The organism is Hymenobacter mucosus, from assembly GCF_900188255.1.
Taxonomy (GTDB): Bacteria; Bacteroidota; Bacteroidia; order Cytophagales; family Hymenobacteraceae; genus Hymenobacter; species Hymenobacter mucosus.
The window spans coordinates 587,219-606,439 of the sequence record NZ_FZNS01000001.1; the positions used below are offsets into that span (position 1 = coordinate 587,219).

The 19,221-nt window shown below is 54.1% G+C and carries 18 protein-coding genes; 12 read left to right on the forward strand and 6 right to left on the reverse strand.

Annotation, left to right across the window (positions count from 1 at the left end; all coding sequences use genetic code 11):
• Nucleotides 1–5: 5 nt before the first annotated feature.
• The gene (locus tag CHB83_RS02520; protein WP_245855256.1) at nucleotides 6–1,091 is read left to right on the forward strand and encodes an AI-2E family transporter; all 1,086 of its coding nucleotides are present in this window, start codon (nucleotides 6–8) and stop codon (nucleotides 1,089–1,091) included.
• Nucleotides 1,092–1,197: 106 nt separating this feature from the next.
• On the opposite strand, the gene CHB83_RS24280 is transcribed toward CHB83_RS02520, so the two are convergent.
• The 4 genes from CHB83_RS24280 to rsmA all read right to left on the reverse strand — a co-directional run bounded on the left by CHB83_RS24280 (nucleotide 1,198) and on the right by rsmA (nucleotide 5,004).
• On the reverse strand, nucleotides 1,198–2,085 hold the full coding sequence (locus CHB83_RS24280; protein ID WP_089331555.1) for a nuclease A inhibitor family protein: 888 nt from the start codon (nucleotides 2,083–2,085) through the stop codon (nucleotides 1,198–1,200).
• A gap of 159 nt (nucleotides 2,086–2,244) precedes the next feature.
• The gene (greA, locus tag CHB83_RS02530; protein ID WP_045688540.1) at nucleotides 2,245–2,718 is read right to left on the reverse strand and encodes a transcription elongation factor GreA; all 474 of its coding nucleotides are present in this window, start codon (nucleotides 2,716–2,718) and stop codon (nucleotides 2,245–2,247) included.
• A 142-nt stretch (nucleotides 2,719–2,860) separates the two neighbouring features.
• Nucleotides 2,861–3,802 carry an NAD(P)-dependent oxidoreductase gene (locus CHB83_RS02535; protein ID WP_045688539.1) on the reverse strand — a complete coding sequence of 314 codons (942 nt, stop codon included), beginning with the start codon at nucleotides 3,800–3,802 and terminating at the stop codon, nucleotides 2,861–2,863.
• Nucleotides 3,803–4,218: 416 nt separating this feature from the next.
• A complete protein-coding gene (rsmA, locus tag CHB83_RS02540) occupies nucleotides 4,219–5,004 on the reverse strand; it encodes a 16S rRNA (adenine(1518)-N(6)/adenine(1519)-N(6))-dimethyltransferase RsmA (protein ID WP_045688538.1) in 786 nt (261 codons plus the stop codon).
• A gap of 267 nt (nucleotides 5,005–5,271) precedes the next feature.
• On the opposite strand from rsmA, the gene CHB83_RS02545 reads away from it, so the two are divergent.
• The 10 genes from CHB83_RS02545 (at nucleotide 5,272) to accC (ending at nucleotide 14,291) form a co-directional block, all read left to right on the forward strand.
• Nucleotides 5,272–6,720: a leucyl aminopeptidase family protein gene (locus CHB83_RS02545; protein WP_089331556.1), complete on the forward strand. Its 1,449-nt coding sequence runs from the start codon at nucleotides 5,272–5,274 to the stop codon at nucleotides 6,718–6,720.
• Between the two features lie 107 nt (nucleotides 6,721–6,827).
• Nucleotides 6,828–7,880: a 4-hydroxythreonine-4-phosphate dehydrogenase PdxA gene (pdxA, locus tag CHB83_RS02550; protein WP_045688536.1), complete on the forward strand. Its 1,053-nt coding sequence runs from the start codon at nucleotides 6,828–6,830 to the stop codon at nucleotides 7,878–7,880.
• A gap of 249 nt (nucleotides 7,881–8,129) precedes the next feature.
• The gene (locus tag CHB83_RS02555; protein ID WP_045688535.1) at nucleotides 8,130–8,498 is read left to right on the forward strand and encodes a helix-turn-helix domain-containing protein; all 369 of its coding nucleotides are present in this window, start codon (nucleotides 8,130–8,132) and stop codon (nucleotides 8,496–8,498) included.
• 77 nt (nucleotides 8,499–8,575) lie between these two features.
• Entirely contained in the window at nucleotides 8,576–9,112 is a 537-nt protein-coding gene (locus tag CHB83_RS02560; protein ID WP_045688534.1) for a YceD family protein, read from the forward strand.
• A 60-nt stretch (nucleotides 9,113–9,172) separates the two neighbouring features.
• Nucleotides 9,173–9,400, forward strand: coding sequence for a 50S ribosomal protein L32 (rpmF, locus tag CHB83_RS02565; RefSeq protein WP_045688533.1), 228 nt, complete (start codon nucleotides 9,173–9,175; stop codon nucleotides 9,398–9,400).
• A gap of 130 nt (nucleotides 9,401–9,530) precedes the next feature.
• Nucleotides 9,531–10,472, forward strand: coding sequence for a phosphate acyltransferase PlsX (gene plsX / locus CHB83_RS02570; protein ID WP_089331747.1), 942 nt, complete (start codon nucleotides 9,531–9,533; stop codon nucleotides 10,470–10,472).
• A gap of 60 nt (nucleotides 10,473–10,532) precedes the next feature.
• Nucleotides 10,533–11,546, forward strand: coding sequence for a beta-ketoacyl-ACP synthase III (locus tag CHB83_RS02575; protein WP_045688532.1), 1,014 nt, complete (start codon nucleotides 10,533–10,535; stop codon nucleotides 11,544–11,546).
• Nucleotides 11,547–11,752: 206 nt separating this feature from the next.
• Entirely contained in the window at nucleotides 11,753–12,316 is a 564-nt protein-coding gene (efp, locus tag CHB83_RS02580) for an elongation factor P (RefSeq protein ID WP_045688531.1), read from the forward strand.
• 31 nt (nucleotides 12,317–12,347) lie between these two features.
• Nucleotides 12,348–12,839 (forward strand): acetyl-CoA carboxylase biotin carboxyl carrier protein, encoded by a 492-nt coding sequence (accB, locus tag CHB83_RS02585; RefSeq protein ID WP_089331557.1) that lies wholly within the window; start codon nucleotides 12,348–12,350, stop codon nucleotides 12,837–12,839.
• A 105-nt stretch (nucleotides 12,840–12,944) separates the two neighbouring features.
• A complete protein-coding gene (accC, locus tag CHB83_RS02590; RefSeq protein ID WP_055562331.1) occupies nucleotides 12,945–14,291 on the forward strand; it encodes an acetyl-CoA carboxylase biotin carboxylase subunit in 1,347 nt (448 codons plus the stop codon).
• Between the two features lie 145 nt (nucleotides 14,292–14,436).
• Here the strand turns inward: accC and CHB83_RS02595 are convergent, their stop codons facing one another.
• Together CHB83_RS02595 and CHB83_RS02600 are read right to left on the reverse strand one after the other, a co-directional pair.
• Nucleotides 14,437–15,018 carry a DUF3109 family protein gene (locus CHB83_RS02595; RefSeq protein ID WP_045687329.1) on the reverse strand — a complete coding sequence of 194 codons (582 nt, stop codon included), beginning with the start codon at nucleotides 15,016–15,018 and terminating at the stop codon, nucleotides 14,437–14,439.
• 98 nt (nucleotides 15,019–15,116) lie between these two features.
• Nucleotides 15,117–16,274: a glycosyltransferase family 4 protein gene (locus CHB83_RS02600; RefSeq protein WP_143436971.1), complete on the reverse strand. Its 1,158-nt coding sequence runs from the start codon at nucleotides 16,272–16,274 to the stop codon at nucleotides 15,117–15,119.
• A 448-nt stretch (nucleotides 16,275–16,722) separates the two neighbouring features.
• Here CHB83_RS02600 and CHB83_RS02605 point away from each other — a divergent pair, with 448 nt between their 5' ends.
• Nucleotides 16,723–18,975: an ATP-dependent helicase gene (locus CHB83_RS02605; RefSeq protein WP_089331748.1), complete on the forward strand. Its 2,253-nt coding sequence runs from the start codon at nucleotides 16,723–16,725 to the stop codon at nucleotides 18,973–18,975.
• Nucleotides 18,976–19,221: the final 246 nt, after the last annotated feature.

Below are 19,221 nucleotides of genomic sequence, written 5' to 3' on the forward strand. Positions count from 1 at the left end.
CGCCTATGCCTACTCCAGCCCAAGACATCGAGAATATTTACACTCCGCGCCAGCAATACATACTGCTGATAACGTGTCTAGTAGGGCTGGCCGCACTCATTTTTATGGGGTTGGGCGGCTACATTACGGCCTTTCTGGGAGCCGGAATCTTGTTTGTAGTTTTCCGGCCGTGGTTTGTAGGGCTTGTGCACCAGCGGGGCTGGAACCGTCAGGTAGTAACGATTGGACTGCTGGTATTTGCGTTTGTGGTCATCATCCTGCCGTTCACGGCTCTTAGCTTGATGTTGGTAGACCGCATTAGAATCTATGGGCAGGACACCACCCAGATTATGGCCGTGCTGCACAAAATAGAGCAGAAAACCGGCTACACCTTCACCAATGAGCAAAGCGTACGCACGTTGCTCCAGCAGGCCGTGGGTTGGCTCAGTCAACGTTTGCCCTCCCTGGCTACTGGTCTGCTGCATTTCACCGTCATCATTGGCCTAATGCTGTTCACCCTGTACTTCATGTTCACACAGGAAGAGGGGTTTCTGCGCGGCTTGCGGCGCTACCTACCGTTCCGCCCTAGCACTTTGCACGAGCTAGGCGACTCGCTAAAAAACAACGTGAATGCCAATGTGCTAGGCCAGGTACTCATTGCGCTGGTGCAGGCCGTCCTCACGGGTATTACCCTCCGCATTTTTGGCGTGCCTGACTCTACCTTTTGGGGCGTAGTGGCCTTCTTCATGGCCTTCATACCGGTACTGGGCACCCCATTGGTCTGGGGGCCGGCCGCCATTCTAAAACTGGCACAAAATCACACCGGTCAGGGCATTGGTATTCTTGTGGTAGGTTTGGTCGTTATCATGAATATCGATAACCTGTTGCGCATTTTGCTGGCGAGACGGTTGGGCAACATCCACCCTCTTATCACGCTAGCGGGAGTAGTGTTGGGCGTGAATATCTTCGGTATTTTAGGCCTGGTGCTGGGGCCACTGCTGCTCTCTTACTTTATCGTGCTCATCAAAGTATTTGAGCGGGAGAACCGGATTCGTCAACGCTCCCGGCTACATAAATCCAGCGCAGGTGGCCTACTCCCTCCTGCTACTTAGCCGCGCCCGGGTAGTGCTTAGCTGTGCCGTGAGCCCACAAGCCCCAGGCCCCACCTTGCATGCAAAGTGGGGCCTGGGGCTTGTGGGCTATCAGGACCACTATTGCTTAGGTTTCCGTCAACACGGTTTTGAAGCCGGCTAGCTTACCGCCCTCGCCTTCGCCCAACACTAGTACAGGAACCTGGGGGCCGGTACCTAGTCGGTACACCTGCACTCCGTTTAGCTCCTGCTTCAAATACATTTGCAGCGCCTTAAATCGGTTGGCTAGGGCAGGGTCACCCAGCACACCGTTGTCGGCGGTATGGTTGCGCAGGAAGTAAGTAAGCTCTTGTTTTTCAACGGCAGTACCAGCCGGCATACCAGCTAGTTCCGCTATTGTGGCATCGGTGAGGCCAGTGCCCGGAGCGGAGTAGCTCACGGCTTGCAGCGGCGCATCCGACTCACTCAAGTAGTGTAGTCCGCTGGTGAGTTCCTGCAGTTGTTGCAACGTGGCATCAGCCGCCCCACTGCTGGCGGTTACGTTGTTGGCTTCCGTAGTTTCCCGCCCCCCTTTCGTATCCTCGGCAGCTCTACCAGCCGCAACTGGCTGATCTGAGCCAGCGGGCACTTGGGCCCCAATGGCTGCAGCTAGCTGGTTCATACGCTGCTCAGCTACCTTGATCTTCGGGTTGGCAAAGTTCATGTCCGACACGTGATTCATCGGAATAAGATGAATGTGCGCGTGGGGCACTTCTAAGCCAATAACGGCTACTCCAATGCGCTTACACGTTACGGCTGCTTTCACCCCCTTTGCCACACGCTGAGCAAACTGGTGCAAGGCGGCCAGCTCGGCTGGTGGCAGGTCGAAGATATAGTCAACTTCCTTTTTGGGAATCACGAGTGTGTGGCCTTCCACAAGCGGCGTGATGTCCAGAAAAGCCAGGTGGTGCTCATCTTCGGCAACTTTATAGGCGGGCAACTCGCCAGCTACTATTCGGGAAAAAATAGAAGGCATTGGGCTGTGAAAAAAGGTAGTGGGTGAGGTAGAGAACTAGGACACGACGACGCACCGTTCGTCGGCGTCCCAAAGTACGTGGCAAAACGGAAAAGGGCGAAGCCCCTGGCTTCGCCCTTTTAAAAGCGCCTTAATAAGCACTTCGCGAGAATGGTACTACTACCGGCTGATTTCCAGAATCTGAAACTGTAGCTTTCCGGCGGGCACGGTAATTTCGGCCGTGTCGCCGGCCGACTTACCCAGCAGCCCCTTACCGATGGGCGACTTCACCGAGATTTTACCGGCGGCCAGGTTAGCTTCTTCCTCCGCTACCAAGGTGTAGTCGAGCACCATGTTATTTTTCAGGTTCTTCAGCTTCACTTTGCTCATGATGAGCACTTTGCTGGTGTCCAGATTCGACTCGTCGAGCAGACGAGCGTTGCCTACAATTTCTTCCAGCTTAGAGATTTTCAATTCCAGCAGACCCTGCGCTTCCTTGGCCGCGTCGTACTCGGCGTTTTCGCTCAGGTCGCCTTTGTCGCGGGCTTCGCGTAAGTCATCGGCAGCTTTGGCACGGCCCCGGATTTTGAGGTCCTGCAGCTCGTCCTTCAGCTTCTGAAGACCTTCCGGAGTATAATAGTTGATGGTAGCCATGGTAGGGTGATGTAAGCTCAAAAAACAAGGAGAACGGCCAGCATGGCTGGCCGTTCTCCCCGAACAGGTTTAGGCAAATATACGAAATACAAAGAAATAATGCGCGGACCAGGCCCGACGAGGTGCCGCTGTGGACTTACCCTTACCGGGCTAAAAACTCCCGTATCTTACGCGCCAGCACTTCATTAATACGCGCGTAACTCTGGAAGCTCCACCCGCCCACGTGAGGAGTGAGCACCACATTGGGCGCCGCCCGCAGGTAATCGAAACGAGCTTGCTGCTCAGGAAGTAGCGTGGCCAGTTTTTCGTTTTCAAGCACATCGAGGGCGGCCCCGCGCACCTGCCCGTTTTGTAAGCCTTCCACCAAAGCGGCGTGGTTGAGCACTTCGCCCCGGGCCGTATTTAAGAGCCATAAAGGATTACGAAAACCCGTCAGAAACTCGTGGTTGACGAAGTGGTGGTTGGCCGGCGAATACGGAATATGAATACTCAGCACCTCAGCCCGTGCTTGCAGCTCCGGTAAGCTCACTAGGGTAGCATGGTGGTTGCTCTCCACCCCCGAATCGTGGTCGTAGGCTAGCACCGTGCAGTCAAATGCTTGTAGGCGCTTGGCAAAAGCCTTGCCCATGTGCCCATACCCTAACAACCCAATGGTTTTACCGCCAATTTCCTCGCCCCGATTGGCTTCACGGTGCCATGCTTCGGCGCGTACTTCCCCATCGGCGCGCACGATGTTACGGAACAAGGCTAGGAGCAAGCCCACGGCAAACTCCCCTACCGCGTCGCGGTTGCCTTCGGGGGCGTTAAGTAGCGTCACCCCAGCCGCAGCCAAGGCTTCTTCGTCGATGTTATCAACGCCCGCGCCTGCCCGGCCCACATAGCGCAAGTGCGGTCCGTGGGCAAGCAGTTGGGTCGTAATCCGGAGTTTAGAACGCACAAGCAACCCCTCGTACGGATGGGCGGCCAAGGCGGCGGGCACTTCGGCCGCTTTCAGGTCGGGGCGGTAGTGAAGTTCGATTCCTAGCGGCTGCAAGTACTCCGGCAGGCTAGGGTGCATATCGTCGATGACGAGGCAGAGGGACATTTTTGCGGTTGATCGATGGAGGTTAGGTGAAAGGTTGAATCACCAAAGGGCCAATAAAGTTTTATGCCGTGTTCTTGTTGGGTCAGAGGGCTGCTGGTTACCGCTTGCGCTACGGCATTCTTTTGGCCGCGCAGTCAAGTAGAAATACTGACCCAATTCGGCCTTGTGTACCCAAAGGCATCTCTTGCGAAAGAATCAACAGGAGCAAGTGCGGGTTGAAGTAAACAAAGCCAGCATTCCACGAAACCTAACGTAGTGAAGCCTTCATAATCCGTTCTGATATAGTAACTCTCTGCATCAGCAAGTTGCTTCCAAAAACCGCGGTCAATGGCGCTACATTCAGCTGGTACATAAGAGCTACCGAGGGCAAGCCCCAAACACAAGCAGGACAACTAGTGACGGGCGCATTGCAAGTATTAGGCCTTTGCCTCTTGCACTCGGTTTGTCAAGCCCACAAAATCTTCCACGCTGAGCTGCTCGGCCCGTTTGTCGAAAATGGGGTCGGTGGTAGCTTCCGCTGGCATTCCGAAGGGCTTGAGGGCGTTGCGCAGGGTTTTGCGGCGGGTTTGGAAACCTTGCTTCACTACTTGGAAGAATAGTTTCTCGTCGCAGGCCAACTGCTCGGTTGTGTTGCGAGTGAGGCGAATGACAGCCGACTGTACCTTGGGCGGGGGGCTGAACACGTGCGGAGGCACCGTGAACAGGTAGTCAATAGTATAGAAAGCTTGCAACAGCACGCTCAGGATGCCATACGTCTTGGTGCCCGGACCTTCGGCTAGGCGATCAGCTACTTCCTTCTGAATCATACCCACGCACTCCCGTACCTGCTGGCGGTGGGCAAGCACCTGAAAGTATATCTGGCTGCTAATATTGTAGGGAAAGTTGCCGATGATGCTCAGCGGCTGTCCGTCGTAGAGCTTGCCCAGATCCATCTTCAAAAAGTCCTGGGAATAGATGCGTCCGTTCAGAGCTGGGAAGTGCTTTTCCAGATACTCCACCGACTCCCGGTCAATTTCTACTACCGATGTGCGGTACCCAGGGTGCTGAAGAAGCGTTTGGGTGAGTACTCCCATGCCCGGACCAATTTCCAGCACTTCCTGCACCCCATCGGGTAGGCGCAGGGCCTCCACAATGTTGCGGGCAATGTTGGGGTCGGTGAGAAAGTGCTGCCCGAGGTGTTTTTTGGCTTTGACGGAATCCATGTTGGCGAAGTAAGTGCGCGAGGTGAAAGCACGGCGTGAGGTGGCAGATACCGGCAGCCTTGGCTAGAAAACTGAAAAGCCGGACCTCCTTCGTGAAGCATTTGAACGTAGCTAGGAAGCGCTATCGGAAGAACATCCGTGGCGTTTCTCTGTACTCACTTCTTCAAAAGGCCTACCTTCACGCCCAAAGATACACCGGCGGCAGCCGTTTCCCCGCGCTTCCAGCCTGGAGCAAGGTTGCCATCCGCTTCACCCCGACGTTGCCCCATGCCTCTATCTCTTGCCTACGCCACGGATTTCCCATCCTTTGCGGATACTGTGTTCATCTTACCCGCCGGCACTACCGAGTTGCCCATTAGCGCCGCGGCCGACCTGCCCGAGCCCGCCCGCCAGTACGTAACGGATCAGCTGGCCGCGGGTGAAAAGCTCTTTGGCATCAACCAATACACCCACCGCCACTATTATATAGTAGCAGAAGAAAAGAAAACGGCCGACCTCACGGCTGAAGCGCTGCGCAAAGCAGGCCATCAGCTGCATGCTAAACTGAAAGCCGATAAAGTCCCCGAACTGTTCATCAACGACCTAACTGAAAACGGCGCTCTGGCGGTTGCCGAAGGTCTTGCTCTCACAGCCTACCAGTTCGAGGGCTACAAAACTGACGAGAAGTCGCGCAAGGCGCCCAATCTGCAACTCCTGACGCTCATCAGCCCCGCGCTTACGGCCGAAAAAGTGCAGGAGCTCGACTACTTGTTACAGAGCGTGTACCTGGCCCGCGACTTGGTCAACATGCCCTACAGCCACCTCAATGCCACTCAGCTGGCCCAGCGTTTTGAGCAGGCAGGGGAAGAAGCCGGTTTCCACGTAGAAGTGTTGGACCTAGTGCGCATCGAAGCGTTGCGCATGGGCGGTCTGCTGGCCGTAAACCAAGGTAGCCCCGAGCCGCCTACCTTCACTATAATGGAGTACAAGCCGGAAGGCGCTACCAATGCCAAGCCCATTATTCTGGTGGGCAAAGGTGTGGTGTATGACACGGGTGGGCTTAGCCTCAAGCCCACGCCCAACAGCATGGATTTGATGAAGTGCGATATGGCCGGCTCAGCAGTGGTAGTGGGGGTACTGTCGGCGCTGGCGAAGAACCAGGTGCCACTTCACGTTATTGGCCTAGTACCCGCTACCGACAACCGTCCGGGCGGTCCGGCCTTGGCTCCCGGCGACGTCATCACAATGTACAGTGGCCTCACGGTAGAGGTTATGAACACCGACGCCGAAGGGCGGCTCATCTTAGCCGATGCGCTGGCTTTTGCCAAGAAGTATGAGCCTGAGCTAGTTCTTGACTACGCTACTCTTACCGGCTCGGCCGTTCGGGCCATTGGCGTCGAAGGCATTGTATGCATGGGTACTGCCAGCGAAGAAGTGCTAGGACAGCTAAAGCAAGCCGGTAATGCCACGCACGAACGCCTAGTAGAGTTTCCGCTGTGGGATGAATACGCTGACCACATCAAAAGCAGCATTGCCGATATTTCGAACCTGGGCAAGGCAGAGGCAGGCGCCATTTCAGCCGGCAAGTTTTTGGAGCGCTTCACCGAAGGCTACCCATGGGTACACTTTGACATTGCTGGTCCCGCCTTTCTTACTGCCCCTGATTCCTACCGTGGCAAGGGCGGCACCGGCTCGGCGGTGCGCCTGACGTATGAGTTCCTGAAAAAGCAGGCCTAGCCTAAGCAGTTTACTGCTGGCGCGCCGCCCTGTCTAGGCGCGGTTGAGTAGGTTCCTCGGGGCTAACTTCCCGTCTTCTGCATTTCTCATTTCCCAAAGCACCCTTCATGCTTCCACGCATTGGTATTTCTGTCGGTGACTTAGCTGGCATTGGACCGGAAATAATTTATAAGACCTTTCTCGACCACCGTTTGCTTAAGCTATGCACCCCCGTGGTGTATGGTACGGCCACTGTGCTGTTCGATGACTTCCCTATTCCTGAAGGAGCAGAGCCACTAACCTTCCGCCAGGTACGGGAAGCGGCTGACATTGCTCCTGGCAAACACAACGCCGTGACCTGCTGGGACGACGACCACGCCCTCACACCCGGCCAGCCTAGCCAAGCCAGTGGCACCGCTGCCCGCCAGAGCCTGCTGGCCGCTGCTCGCGACCTGAAGGCAGGCTTGCTCGATGCACTTGTAACGGCCCCTATCAGCAAGGAAAACACCCAAGCCGACGACTTCCGTTACCCCGGCCATACGGAGTTTCTCACGTCGTTCTTCGACGCGAAGGAAAGCCTTATGCTACTGGCAACGGATAACCTGCGTGTTGCTACGGCCACGGGTCATATTCCGCTGAAAGACGTGGCTTCTCGGGTTACCAAGGAGCTGCTGACTACCAAGCTTCGCATCCTGTTTGCTTCGTTAAAGCAAGACTTCGGCATCGAAAAGCCACGCGTAGCAGTCCTTGGCCTCAACCCGCACGCTGGTGAGAATGGGCTGCTTGGCACGGAGGAAGCCGATGTAGTAACGCCGGTACTCCAGCAGTTTTTGCAGGAAGGCCATCTTGCCTACGGCCCTTTCCCCGCCGACGGATACTTTGGTACGGGTCAGTTTCGTCAGTTCGATGCCACCTTGTCTTTGTATCATGACCAAGGCCTGATTCCGTTCAAAACGCTGGCCTTCGAGAAAGGAGTCAACTTCACCGCAGGACTCTCCGTTATCCGTACCTCTCCCGACCATGGCACCGCGTACGGCTTAGCCGGCCAGTTCAAAGCTGATCCTACCTCCTTCCGCGAGGCGCTATACATGGCTTGCGACCTAGTGCGCCACCGCAAAGCCGAAGCTGAGATTGTGCCCTTAATTCCGGGGCCACCTTTGCGTGGTGGTCGTCATGAATAAGTTGTCTTAACGAAGTAGCACACCAGCTTCCTCCGAGTGCTCTGGCCACTATCTATCCTAGATGGTGGCCATTCTTTTTGCCCTACCCGTAACATACTGGTTTACAACTGTATAACAACTACTGTAATAACGCACAAACGAAACAATCTTTCCAAAAACGAAACTTACTTTGTGATAATAAAACTAATCTCTACATTTGCACCCTCAAAACTGTAATCAATCATTTATTCCCGATTTGCTTCTGTTTGCATGATGCTCCAGACCCCTGCCGACTACCGTACCGCCTTACGTCGCCTAGACGCATTGGCTGCTGCTGGGGTGGAAGGCAATGCAGCGCTGGAAACGGAATTTCGAGAACTGATTGCGGCACTGGATAACTATGAGGGTCAGTTGGGTCTGCTACCTATTCCAACCCTACCTACTTCCTTAGCCGAAATGATTGAGCTGAAACGCCAACAGATGCGGCTTAAACAAAAGGAATTGGCAGAGTTGTTAGAAGTACCAGCCGGGCGTCTCTCCCAGATCCTAAGTGGCAAACGTCGCGTCACGCTCGACCTAGCCAAACGCTTATATGAGCGCTTGGGCATTCCGCCCGATTTCATTCTTAAAAACGCCTAGGGTCGGCTCCAACAGCCGTTTCACTTTTACAAAACGGGGAAAACTTTCTACTTTTGCCCCCTGCTACAAATTCAGTTGTGAAGAAGGACTCCCAATACGACCTCAACATCGCCCGCCTGGCCGATAAAACGCATCACTTTGCGTTTGAGCTCGACCGCGCCTTCTTTGAGCAGTTTGACCAACAGCTCATTCCCGATGGCAAGGTGCACGCTGATGTGACCCTCACAAAAACCGAGCGTCTGCTGACCCTTGATTTCGACCTCCAGGGTACCGTTCGTCAAATCTGCGACCGGAGCCTGGATGAGTACGACCAGGAAGTAGAAGCGCACGAACAACTACTCGTCCGCTTCGGCGACCGGGTTGAGGAATTGGATGACAACGTGTTGCAAATCACGCCTGACACCCAGACTCTGCCTATCGCTCAGCACCTATTTGATTACATCGGGCTGGCTTTGCCAATGAAGAAGCTGCACCCGCGCTTCCAGAATGAGCCCGATGAAAACCCCGAGGCCGATGCCAAGCTCATCTTCACTACTCGCCAAGAGGGTGATGAGGATGATGATAACAACGATGACATCGACCCGCGCTGGAATGCGCTGCGCAATCTTAACTAGCGCCCCCGCCCCTGACTTCCGTTTGTATATTTTCTCTGCTTTTAATTAGCGTTTTCAACCATGGCACATCCTAAGCGCCGGACCTCCTCCGCTACCCGTGACAAGCGTCGTAGCCACCACAAATTGACTCCTAAGGCTATCAGCATCTGCTCGACTACCGGTGAGACCCACCTGCGTCATAAGGCGTATGTAGTAGACGGCGACCTGTACCTGAATGGTAAAGTAGCCATCAAGGACTACGCGCCCGTAGCTGCACCGGCTGCTGCTTCTGATACCGACGAAGAATAGTCAGCCCCGCCGCTTTTCTACCTTACGGTGAGTTCACATCCCCGGCTTGGCTACTTTCACTCAGGAGAAGCCAACCGGGGGTATTACTCCCATAAGGTTCTCCTCTCCGGACCTATTTGATACCTCGTTCATGAAGATAGCCCTGGACGCAATGGGGGGCGATTTCGCACCTCAGGCCGCCGTCGATGGGGCCATACTGGCCGCTAAGGAACTAGTCGGCAAGGCCCAGATTGTGCTCATTGGTCAGGAAGAACATGTGGCGCCGTTGCTCCAACAACACGGTGCCGACGCTGCTGACCTGCTCTTTATATCTGCTTCGCAGGTTATTGAGATGGGTGAGCACCCAGCGAAAGCCTACCAGCAGAAGCAGGACTCGAGTATTGCCGTGGGCTACCGCATGCTGCATGCTGGCGAAGTAGAAGCCTTCTGCTCAGCTGGCAATACTGGTGCTATGCTCGTAGGTGCTATGTTCTCCGTGAAACCAGTGCCCGGCGTGATGCGCCCAGCTATTGCCAACTTCGTTCCGAAGTTGCACGGTGGCCTTGGTATCCTTCTGGACGTGGGAGCTAACGCCGAGTGTAAACCTGAGATGCTTGAGCAGTTTGGGGAACTAGGTTCATTATATGCCCAGTACGTGCTTGGCATTAATGCTCCTAAGGTAGGACTAATGAACCTGGGCGAAGAAGAAGGCAAAGGTACTTCCATTACTCAGGCGGCGCACCAGCTCCTGAAAGTGAATCCCCACATTCAGTTCATTGGCAACATTGAAGGACGCGACCTGTTTAATGACAAGGCCGACGTAATTGTGTGTGATGGCTATACTGGAAATGTGATGCTGAAAATGGCAGAGTCCATTTACGACATCATCGCCTCCAAGCAGATTCATGACCCCTTCTTCGATAAGTTCAACTACGAAGCCGTAGGAGGCTCCCCTATTCTAGGTATCAACGACAACGCCATTATTGGGCACGGAGTAAGCACGCCATTGGCAATTTGCAACATGTTGCTGCAAGGCTACCAAATGGCTCACTCGGGCATCTCCGACCAAATAAAAAACACCTTCAAGTCCTAGCGACATAAGTCCGGCCACCAGCCGGACTTTTCCTTTGCCGCGTTTTTCCCTTCCCCAGTAATGAAGATTACCGCTGCCATCACCGGAGTAGGCGCCTACGTGCCCGACTACGTGCTCACCAATCAGGAACTCGAATCAATTGTGGATACAACGGACGAGTGGATTATGAGCCGAACGGGGATTAAGGAGCGACACATCCTAAAAGGCGACGACCAGGGCACCTCCGTCATGGGTATCAAGGCAGTAGAACAGCTACTGGCTAAGACAGGAACTGCCGCCGCAGACATCGACCTGATTATTTGCGCTACTACTACTCCTGACCTCGTATTTCCAGCCACTGCCAATATCATTTCGGCAGCAATTGGCGCTACGAAAGCGTTTAGCTTTGACATGCAGGCAGCCTGCTCGGGCTTTATGTACGCGCTAGCTACGGGCTCCCAATTTATTGCCACCGGGGCCTACAAGAAAGTGGTAGTCATTGGAGCCGATAAAATGTCGAGCATCATTGACTATACTGACCGCTCCACTTGCATTATTTTTGGTGATGGTGCTGGCGCAGTATTGCTAGAACCTAACACCGAAGGTCTGGGCCTGCTCGATCAAGAGCTGCACTCAGATGGCAACGGAGAGCAGTACCTCCACCAGAAAGCTGGTGGTTCACGTCGTCCTCCATCGGCTACTACGGTCGCTAACAGAGAGCATTTCGTATACCAAGAGGGAGCCGCAGTTTTCAAGTTTGCCGTCAAAAACATGGCCGATGTAGCGGCCCAGGTAGCCGACCGTAACGGTCTGACTCCTGATACCATTGACTGGCTGGTTCCGCATCAGGCCAACAAGCGCATAATTGATGCCACTGCGAACCGCGTGGGCATTGGCCCCGAGAAGGTAATGCTCAACATTCACAAGTACGGCAACACAACGAACGGCACTATCCCGTTGTGTTTAGCTGACTACGAGCAGCAGCTCCGCAAGGGCGACAACCTGATTGTTGCCGCCTTTGGTGGCGGCTTTACGTGGGGGTCCTTATACCTCAAATGGGCCTATGACCCGAAGCCCGGTCCTGCAGCTGTTTAACTCCAAGCGGCACAAAATCGGAAAACCTCCTATACTTGCACTCCCGACGTGCCGCCCCGCCATCTACCCGGGACGGCACTTCTGTTTAGAATTAGAAAGTAAAAGCCATAGAATACGACCAGTGGCGGGTCCCAGAAGGGCTTGTATCAAGTCGGTCAGCATTTTTTACTTTCTACTTCTCCCCTTTTAATACCCACTTCCTACCCATGGCCACCACCGCAGATTTTCGCAATGGGCTCGTGTTGAACTACAACGGCGAGCTGCACGTCATCACCGAATTCCAGCACGTAAAACCCGGCAAAGGCCCGGCTTTCGTACGCACCAAACTCCGTAACATCAAAACCGGCCGTGTCATTGACAACACGTTCAACGCTGGAGTGAAAGTAGAAACGGCACGTGTAGAGCAACGTCCTCACCAGTACCTATTTAAGGACGACTACGGCTACACCTTCATGGACAATGAGTCGTTTGAGCAGGTGGTGCTGCCAGAAGCCATGGTACCCTTTGCCGACCTGATGAAGGAAGGCCAAGTAGCTACTATTCTTTTCCACGCCGAAACCGAGCAGCCCCTCACAGCGGAACTGCCTACTACTGTGGAACTAGTAGTAACGTACACTGAGCCCGGTTTGAAGGGCGATACGGCGACGAACACGCTCAAGCCTGCCATCGTGGAAACGGGGGCGCGCATTCAAGTGCCACTGTTCATTGACCAAGACCAGAAAATCCGCGTGGATACGCGCGACTACTCCTATGTCGAAAGAGTCAAATAAACAGTCCTCCAGCAAGCCCTCTCCCGCTGCCATGAAAGCCAAAGAACTACAAGAACTTATCGACTTCATCGCCAAGTCGGGCCTGAACAAGGTTAACATTGAAACCGAAGAGTTCAAGATTTCGGTGCAGCGTGAGCCTAGCTACAAGCCCGTAGTAAGCGTAGGACCCGCCTCGGTACCGGCTCCAGCAGCGGCTCCTGCCGCCGCGCCGGCCCCAGCGGCGCCGGCCCCAGCAACTACCCCCGCGCCCGCTCCTGCGGCAGAAGCTGCTTCTACCGGCAACTACCTCCCCCTGAAAGCACCCATGATTGGTACTTTCTACCGGAGCAGCGGCCCCGACGCCCCGGCCTTCGTACAAGTAGGCGACTTAGTGGAGAAAGGCCAGGTTATCTGCATCATCGAAGCCATGAAGCTGTTCAACGAAATCGAGGCCGAACAGAGTGGCCGCGTAGTGAAAGCCCTGGTGGAGAATGCCTCTCCCGTGGAGTACGACCAGCCGCTCTTCCTGATTGAGCCAATGTAATTTGAGACCCGAGTAGCACGAAGTGAGAAGTGAGGCCGTAGAAGCAGTTTTTACTGTTCAGGTTTTACTTCTCACTTCGCTATTCTCACTTCTACAAAACGACCTGTGTTCAAGAAAATATTGATTGCCAACCGGGGCGAAATTGCCTTGCGCATTATTCGTACCTGCAAGGAAATGGGCATCAAGACGGTGGCCGTATATTCTACCGCCGACAAGGAAAGCCTGCACGTACGCTTTGCCGACGAAGCCGTGTGCATTGGCCCTCCCGCTTCTGCTCAAAGCTACCTGAGCATTCCTACCCTCATTGCAGCCGCTGAAATCACCAACGCCGATGCTATCCACCCCGGCTATGGCTTTCTAAGCGAAAACGCGGAATTCTCGCGCGTGTGCCAGGAAAATGGCATCAAGTTCATTGGAGCTACGCCCGAGATGATCAATCAGATGGGTGATAAGGCTTCGGCCAAAGCCACCATGATTGCAGCCGGTGTACCGTGCATTCCCGGTTCGGTGGGCTTGCTAGAATCGGTAGAACAAGGCAAGAAGGTAGCTGCCAAGATTAAGTATCCCGTTATCCTGAAGGCTACGGCCGGGGGCGGCGGACGTGGTATGCGTATCATTCCCTCGGAAGAGGACTTCGAGAAAGCCTGGAATGACGCCCGCACCGAAGCTAAGGCCGCCTTCGGCAACGACGGGGTGTACTTAGAGAAGTTTGTGGAGGAGCCACGCCACATTGAGATACAAGTATGCGGCGACCAATACGGCCGCGTGTGTCACCTCTCAGAGCGCGACTGCTCTATTCAGCGCCGTCACCAGAAACTAGTGGAGGAAGCCCCTTCTCCTTTCATGACCGAGGAGCTGCGCGAGCGGATGGGTAAGGCTGCCATTGCTGGCGCTTCGGCCATTAATTACGAAGGCGTGGGCACAATAGAATTCCTAGTTGACAAAAACCGGGATTTCTACTTCATGGAGATGAATACTCGTATTCAGGTAGAACATCCTGTGACGGAGGAAATCATCAACTACGACCTCATTAAGGAGCAGATTAAAGTAGCCGCAGGCATTCCTATCTCGGGTGATAACTACTTCCCCCGCATGCATGCCATGGAGTGCCGTATCAATGCGGAAGATCCCACTAAGGACTTCCGCCCCTCGCCTGGCAAAATCACGGTTCTGCACATCCCTGGCGGCCACGGCGTACGCGTAGACACGCACGTTTATGCTGGCTATCAAATTCCGCCAAACTATGATTCCATGATTGCGAAGCTTATCACCGTGGCCCAGACCCGCGAGGAGTGCATCGTGAAAATGAAGCGGGCTTTGAGCGAGTTCGTAGTAGAAGGTGTAAAAACAACTATTCCCTTCCACTTGGCCCTGATGGACAACGCCAGCTTCCAGCAAGGCGACTTTACCACTAAATTCCTAGAAACGTCGTTCGACTTCTCGACGCTCTAGCATCAAGTAGTCGCAAAGGCTCCACTAGCTCAGCTAATGGAGCCTTTGCATTCAGGCAGTGTATAGACACCACTGTAAGACATTATCAAGCTCCTGATGCCTGTTGCCAAAAAAGGCCGACTACGAAGTCGGCCTTTTTGGTAATTTATTTATTAGCTAATGGGCTGTTAGTCTCAATTTCCGTGACTAATTCTTGGTACCACTCCTCGCCGTACTTGCGCACCAGCGGCTCTTTGAGAAACTGGTAAATGCGCACCCCCAGATTGGCCCCGAAGGAGCAAGCAGGCGAGCAGATGTTCCACCGGTCATAGTTCAAGGCCTCGAAGTCCTCGTACTTTGTGATGCGGATGGGATACAAATGGCAGCTGATGGGCTTCTTGAAGCTGGTAGCACCGGCTAAGTACGCCTGCTCAATGCCGCATTTCAGGATGCCACGCTCATCATAGAGGGCATAGGCACACTCCCGGTCGTTGATGGTTGTGGTGCTGTAGTCGCCCTCCCAGTCCTTGATGTAAAGGCCCTGTTGCTCGATAGCCTGACGACCAGCTTCCGTCAGGAAGGGCTTGATGGCATCGTAGTCGTTGTGCAAAATCTGCAATTCGTTTTCTTCCAGCGGTGCGCCTAGGTCACCTTCTACGCAGCATGCACCTTTGCAGGCATCTAGATTGCAGACGAAGAAATTGTCCCGCACATCGTCGGAAATAACGGTATTCTGAATGATAATCATGGGAAGGCTTCTCGCGAGAATATGAGGCGGAAGAAAGACATTGATTTGGGGTCCACTGTTCCAGCCGGGTCACCAATCAATCCGCAAAGATACCCGAATTACGCCAGCGACCAGAGCACTTTCTCCGTCAGTTCGCATTGCCGCTGATGCGAATACGTGGCTAGAGCCTCAGCTTGTGCCGCTTGCCCTACACTGGCTGCCAGCGTGGGGGTTTGCAGCAAGCGGACAACAACAGCCGTAAAAGCAGCTACGTCGCGCAAAGGATACAACAGGCCCGTACGGCCGTCTTCTACTATTTCCAGCGTGCCCCCGGCAGCCGAAGCTACCACGGGCAATCCAGCAGCCATAGCTTCAATCGTGACCATGCCGTAGGTTTCATTGGTTGATGCAGTAATAGAGATATCAAGGGCACGATAAGCTACCTCAGGCTGAAGCGTAAACTCTCGTACGTGCACTGCCTCGGTCAACCCAAGCGTCTGCACGCGATTCAGCACCGCTTCTCGGTAGTCATTCCCCTCATTGCGCGTCGATTCGCCCACGAATAGCACCTGCACCTGCGGGTACTGCCGCCGTATTTCGGCCAGGGCCTCAACTACAAAGTCCTGGCCTTTGCCATCGTCAAAGCGGCCAATTAGCCCAAGCAAAACAGTGCTGTCGGGTAGGTGCAGGTTGAGGTGCTGCCGAGCCTGAGCTTGGGTTAGGCTGGCGTTAGCAAACTTTTCCAGTTCAATTCCTAGAGGCACTACGTGGAGTTTGTGGGGAGCCAGCCGGGTTTTTTCGAGCACTTGCCGGGCTAGGCCAGGTAGCGGCGAAAGCCACGCCGATAAGGCGCGGTACCGCAACGTGTGCACCAAGCCGCGTTTGGCTAGCCCCAACTGCATGTGCTGCTGGTATACTAGGTGCAGCCGTGGCAAACGCAAAGTTTTACATAGCACCGCCAAGCCCAGATCACCATTGCGGGTAACGAGTAGCACTTGGGTGCCAAAGCTGCGCACAAGTCCCGCAAGGCGGCCAGCCGCGGGTATATCAGCCGCTTTCCAAGGGTTTTGAAGCAGCGCAACGGATAACCCTATTTCTTGAGCCCGCGCCGCAATAGGCGAGTTGAGCACAGTAATAACTTGCACCGGCCACCCCCGCTGCTGCATCCAATTGGCAAAGCGCACTGTGTTCAGTTCCAACCCGCCCCAACTCTTGGAAAGGCAGAGCAGAGAAATGGAAAATTTGCTTTCAGCGGAGACAGATTCGGCAGGATTCACACCGCGAAGATACGGTCTGGTTTAGCAGCTTGCGCTTCAGCTCTGGGTAGCAACCGAACGACTCCCGGCCACGAGCCTACTCAGCTACTAGCAGTAAATGCAAGCCGTGTTAACCTGATTTCGCTGCTGTTGCCTGAAAACAAGCAAGCGGAAGGCCATTGCATTGGTTTTTGCTTTGTGAATAAATGCTAAGAGCAGCTACTTAACTACCCTTGCTCATTGCCAACACTTGGTGGGCGGTGCGCGCAACGAATCTAAGCAAGACGCGGTTATAACCTGGATAGCTACGGGCCTTGTATAGCTAGAGTTAATCAGGCTGTGGGCCTTGCTTGTGGGGGTGCCTAATGCTTGTGGAGTGTTGCTTGCTGTATTTCCATCCCCCACCCGAAAGCTGTACCTTTGCTAACAAGCCAAAAAGCTTAGTTTCTCGACTACCTGACGAATGGGACTGGATTATCTTTCTTTACTGAACCCCTCGCAGGCGGCCGCCGTGATGCAAATCGACGGGCCCTGCATGATTATAGCCGGTGCTGGCTCCGGCAAAACGCGCGTGCTTACCTACCGCATCGCCAATTTGCTAGAACAAGGTGTTGACCCGTTCAACATTCTTGCCCTCACCTTTACCAACAAGGCGGCCAAAGAAATGCGCGCGCGTATTGAGAAGGTAGTAGGTCCGGAGGCCAAAAACCTCTGGATGGGCACCTTCCACAGCATCTTCGCACGCATTTTGCGCTCTGAGGCCGATAAAATTGGCTTTCCGCGCTCCTTTACAATCTACGATACGCAGGACTCTAAAACGCTTATCGGGCAGATTTTGAAGGAGCTAGAGCTGGACGACAAGCTCTACAAGCCCAACATGGTGCTAGGCCGAATTTCGTCAGCTAAAAACAAGTTGATTTCGGTGCAGCAGTACCTCAACGACCCCGTAATTCGGCAGGATGATGAAGCTGCATTACGGCCTAAGTTGGGCGTGATTTATCAGCAGTACGCCAACCGTTGCTTCAAAGCGGGAGCTATGGACTTCGACGACCTGCTCTACCAAACCAACGTTCTCTTCAAAGACCACCCCGATGTGCTGAACAAATATCAGAACATCTTTAAGTATGTAATGGTCGACGAGTATCAGGACACGAACTACTCGCAGTACCTGATTGCGCGGAAGCTGGCAGCCAAAGAACGGAACATATGCGTGGTAGGCGACGATGCTCAGAGCATTTACGCCTTCCGAGGCGCCGACATTCAGAACATTCTCAACTTCGAGAAAGACTATCCTGAGCTGCAGGTTTTTAAGCTAGAGCAGAACTACCGCTCTACCAAGAACATTGTGTGGGCCGCCAATTCAGTTATTAAAAATAACCAGGCCCAACTGCGCAAAGACGTATTCTCGGATAATGAGGACGGCCCATTAATCGAAGTGTTCAAAGCTGCTTCTGATAACGAGGAAGGCAAATTGGTAGCGCAGAGCATCTACGAAGACAAGATGAATTTTCACTTGTCGTACGATGATTTTGCTATCCTTTACCGCACCAACGCCCAGAGCCGGGCCATGGAAGAATCCTTGCGGAAGCTGAACATCAAGTACAAAATCGTAGGTGGCCTATCCTTCTACCAGCGTAAGGAAATCAAGGACCTAGTGTCCTATCTGCGCCTCACGGTAAACCCCAATGATGAGCAAGCCCTTCGGCGCGTCATTAATTATCCTAAGCGCGGCATTGGCGATACTACTCTGGCGAAGCTCATCAACACGGCGGAGGAGACCAACCACACCATTTGGGAGGTAGTTAGCAATGCCGATAAGTTTTTACCTACCCGGGTGGCTAACCCAATCGTAGACTTTGCCGAGAAAATTAAGGCTTACACGGCCGTCGCGGCCAAAGAAGATGCGTTTGAGGCGGCTAAGTTCATTGCCAAGAACTCGGGCATGATTGAGGAGCTCTACGCCGATAAAAGCATTGAGGGTCTCTCCCGCTACGAGAACATCCAAGAACTTCTGAACGGTATCAAGGCCTATACTGAAGACCCCGAGCGGGAAGACAAGAGCCTAGGCTCCTTCTTGCAGGATATTGCCCTAGTGACTGACGCCGATACCAAAGATGCTCAGAGTGAGGGCGAGCAAGTAACCTTGATGACGATTCACTCGGCCAAGGGCTTGGAGTTCCGCAACGTCTACATTGTGGGTATGGAGGAAAATCTCTTCCCTTCCCAAATGATGATTACCTCCCGGGCCGATTTGGAGGAGGAGCGCCGCTTGTTTTACGTAGCCATCACCCGGGCCGAGAAAAAGCTCACGCTTAGCTACGCTACCTCCCGCTACCAGTGGGGAAACTTGCGCAGTTGCGAAAAAAGCCGATTCCTTGATGAAATAGACCCGCAATACGTGGACTTCAAGTTTTCGGCCGGGCCCGTTGGTGCCGCTGGTCCGGGGGAGTCGCCGTTTGGGCACGTGTTTGAGCGCCGCAGCAACTTGGTACCGCCAGCGCCTCGTAAAACGGTGGCGGCGAAGTACATCCCTCCGGCTGACTTTAAGCCATCTGACACGAGCAACCTTCAAACCGGACAGCGAGTAGAACACCCCAAATTTGGGTTCGGCACCGTTAGTAAGCTCGAAACGGTGCAAGGCTCTACCAAGGCAATTATCCACTTTGAAGAAGTGGGCGAAAAGACTCTGCTGCTAAGTTTCGCCAAGCTGCGCGTGCACTAGTCTGAGCCAACTTGCGCGGGCCATTTTGGGTAAACCCTCTGAATGGCCCGTCTTTCCTTTGCTTTTGGCTTGCGCATGTAGATAGCATTGTCGCCATAGCTACAGTATTACCGTATCCGTCTTACCTTGGTAGCAGCACACCCCGGCTACCGTGGTAGTTCATCCATGCTATCCGTATCCTATTTGGGCGCCCGCGCGCCGTGGGGTTAGGTTTGGCTATATTTGTCCGGCGGTATGTACTGCCTC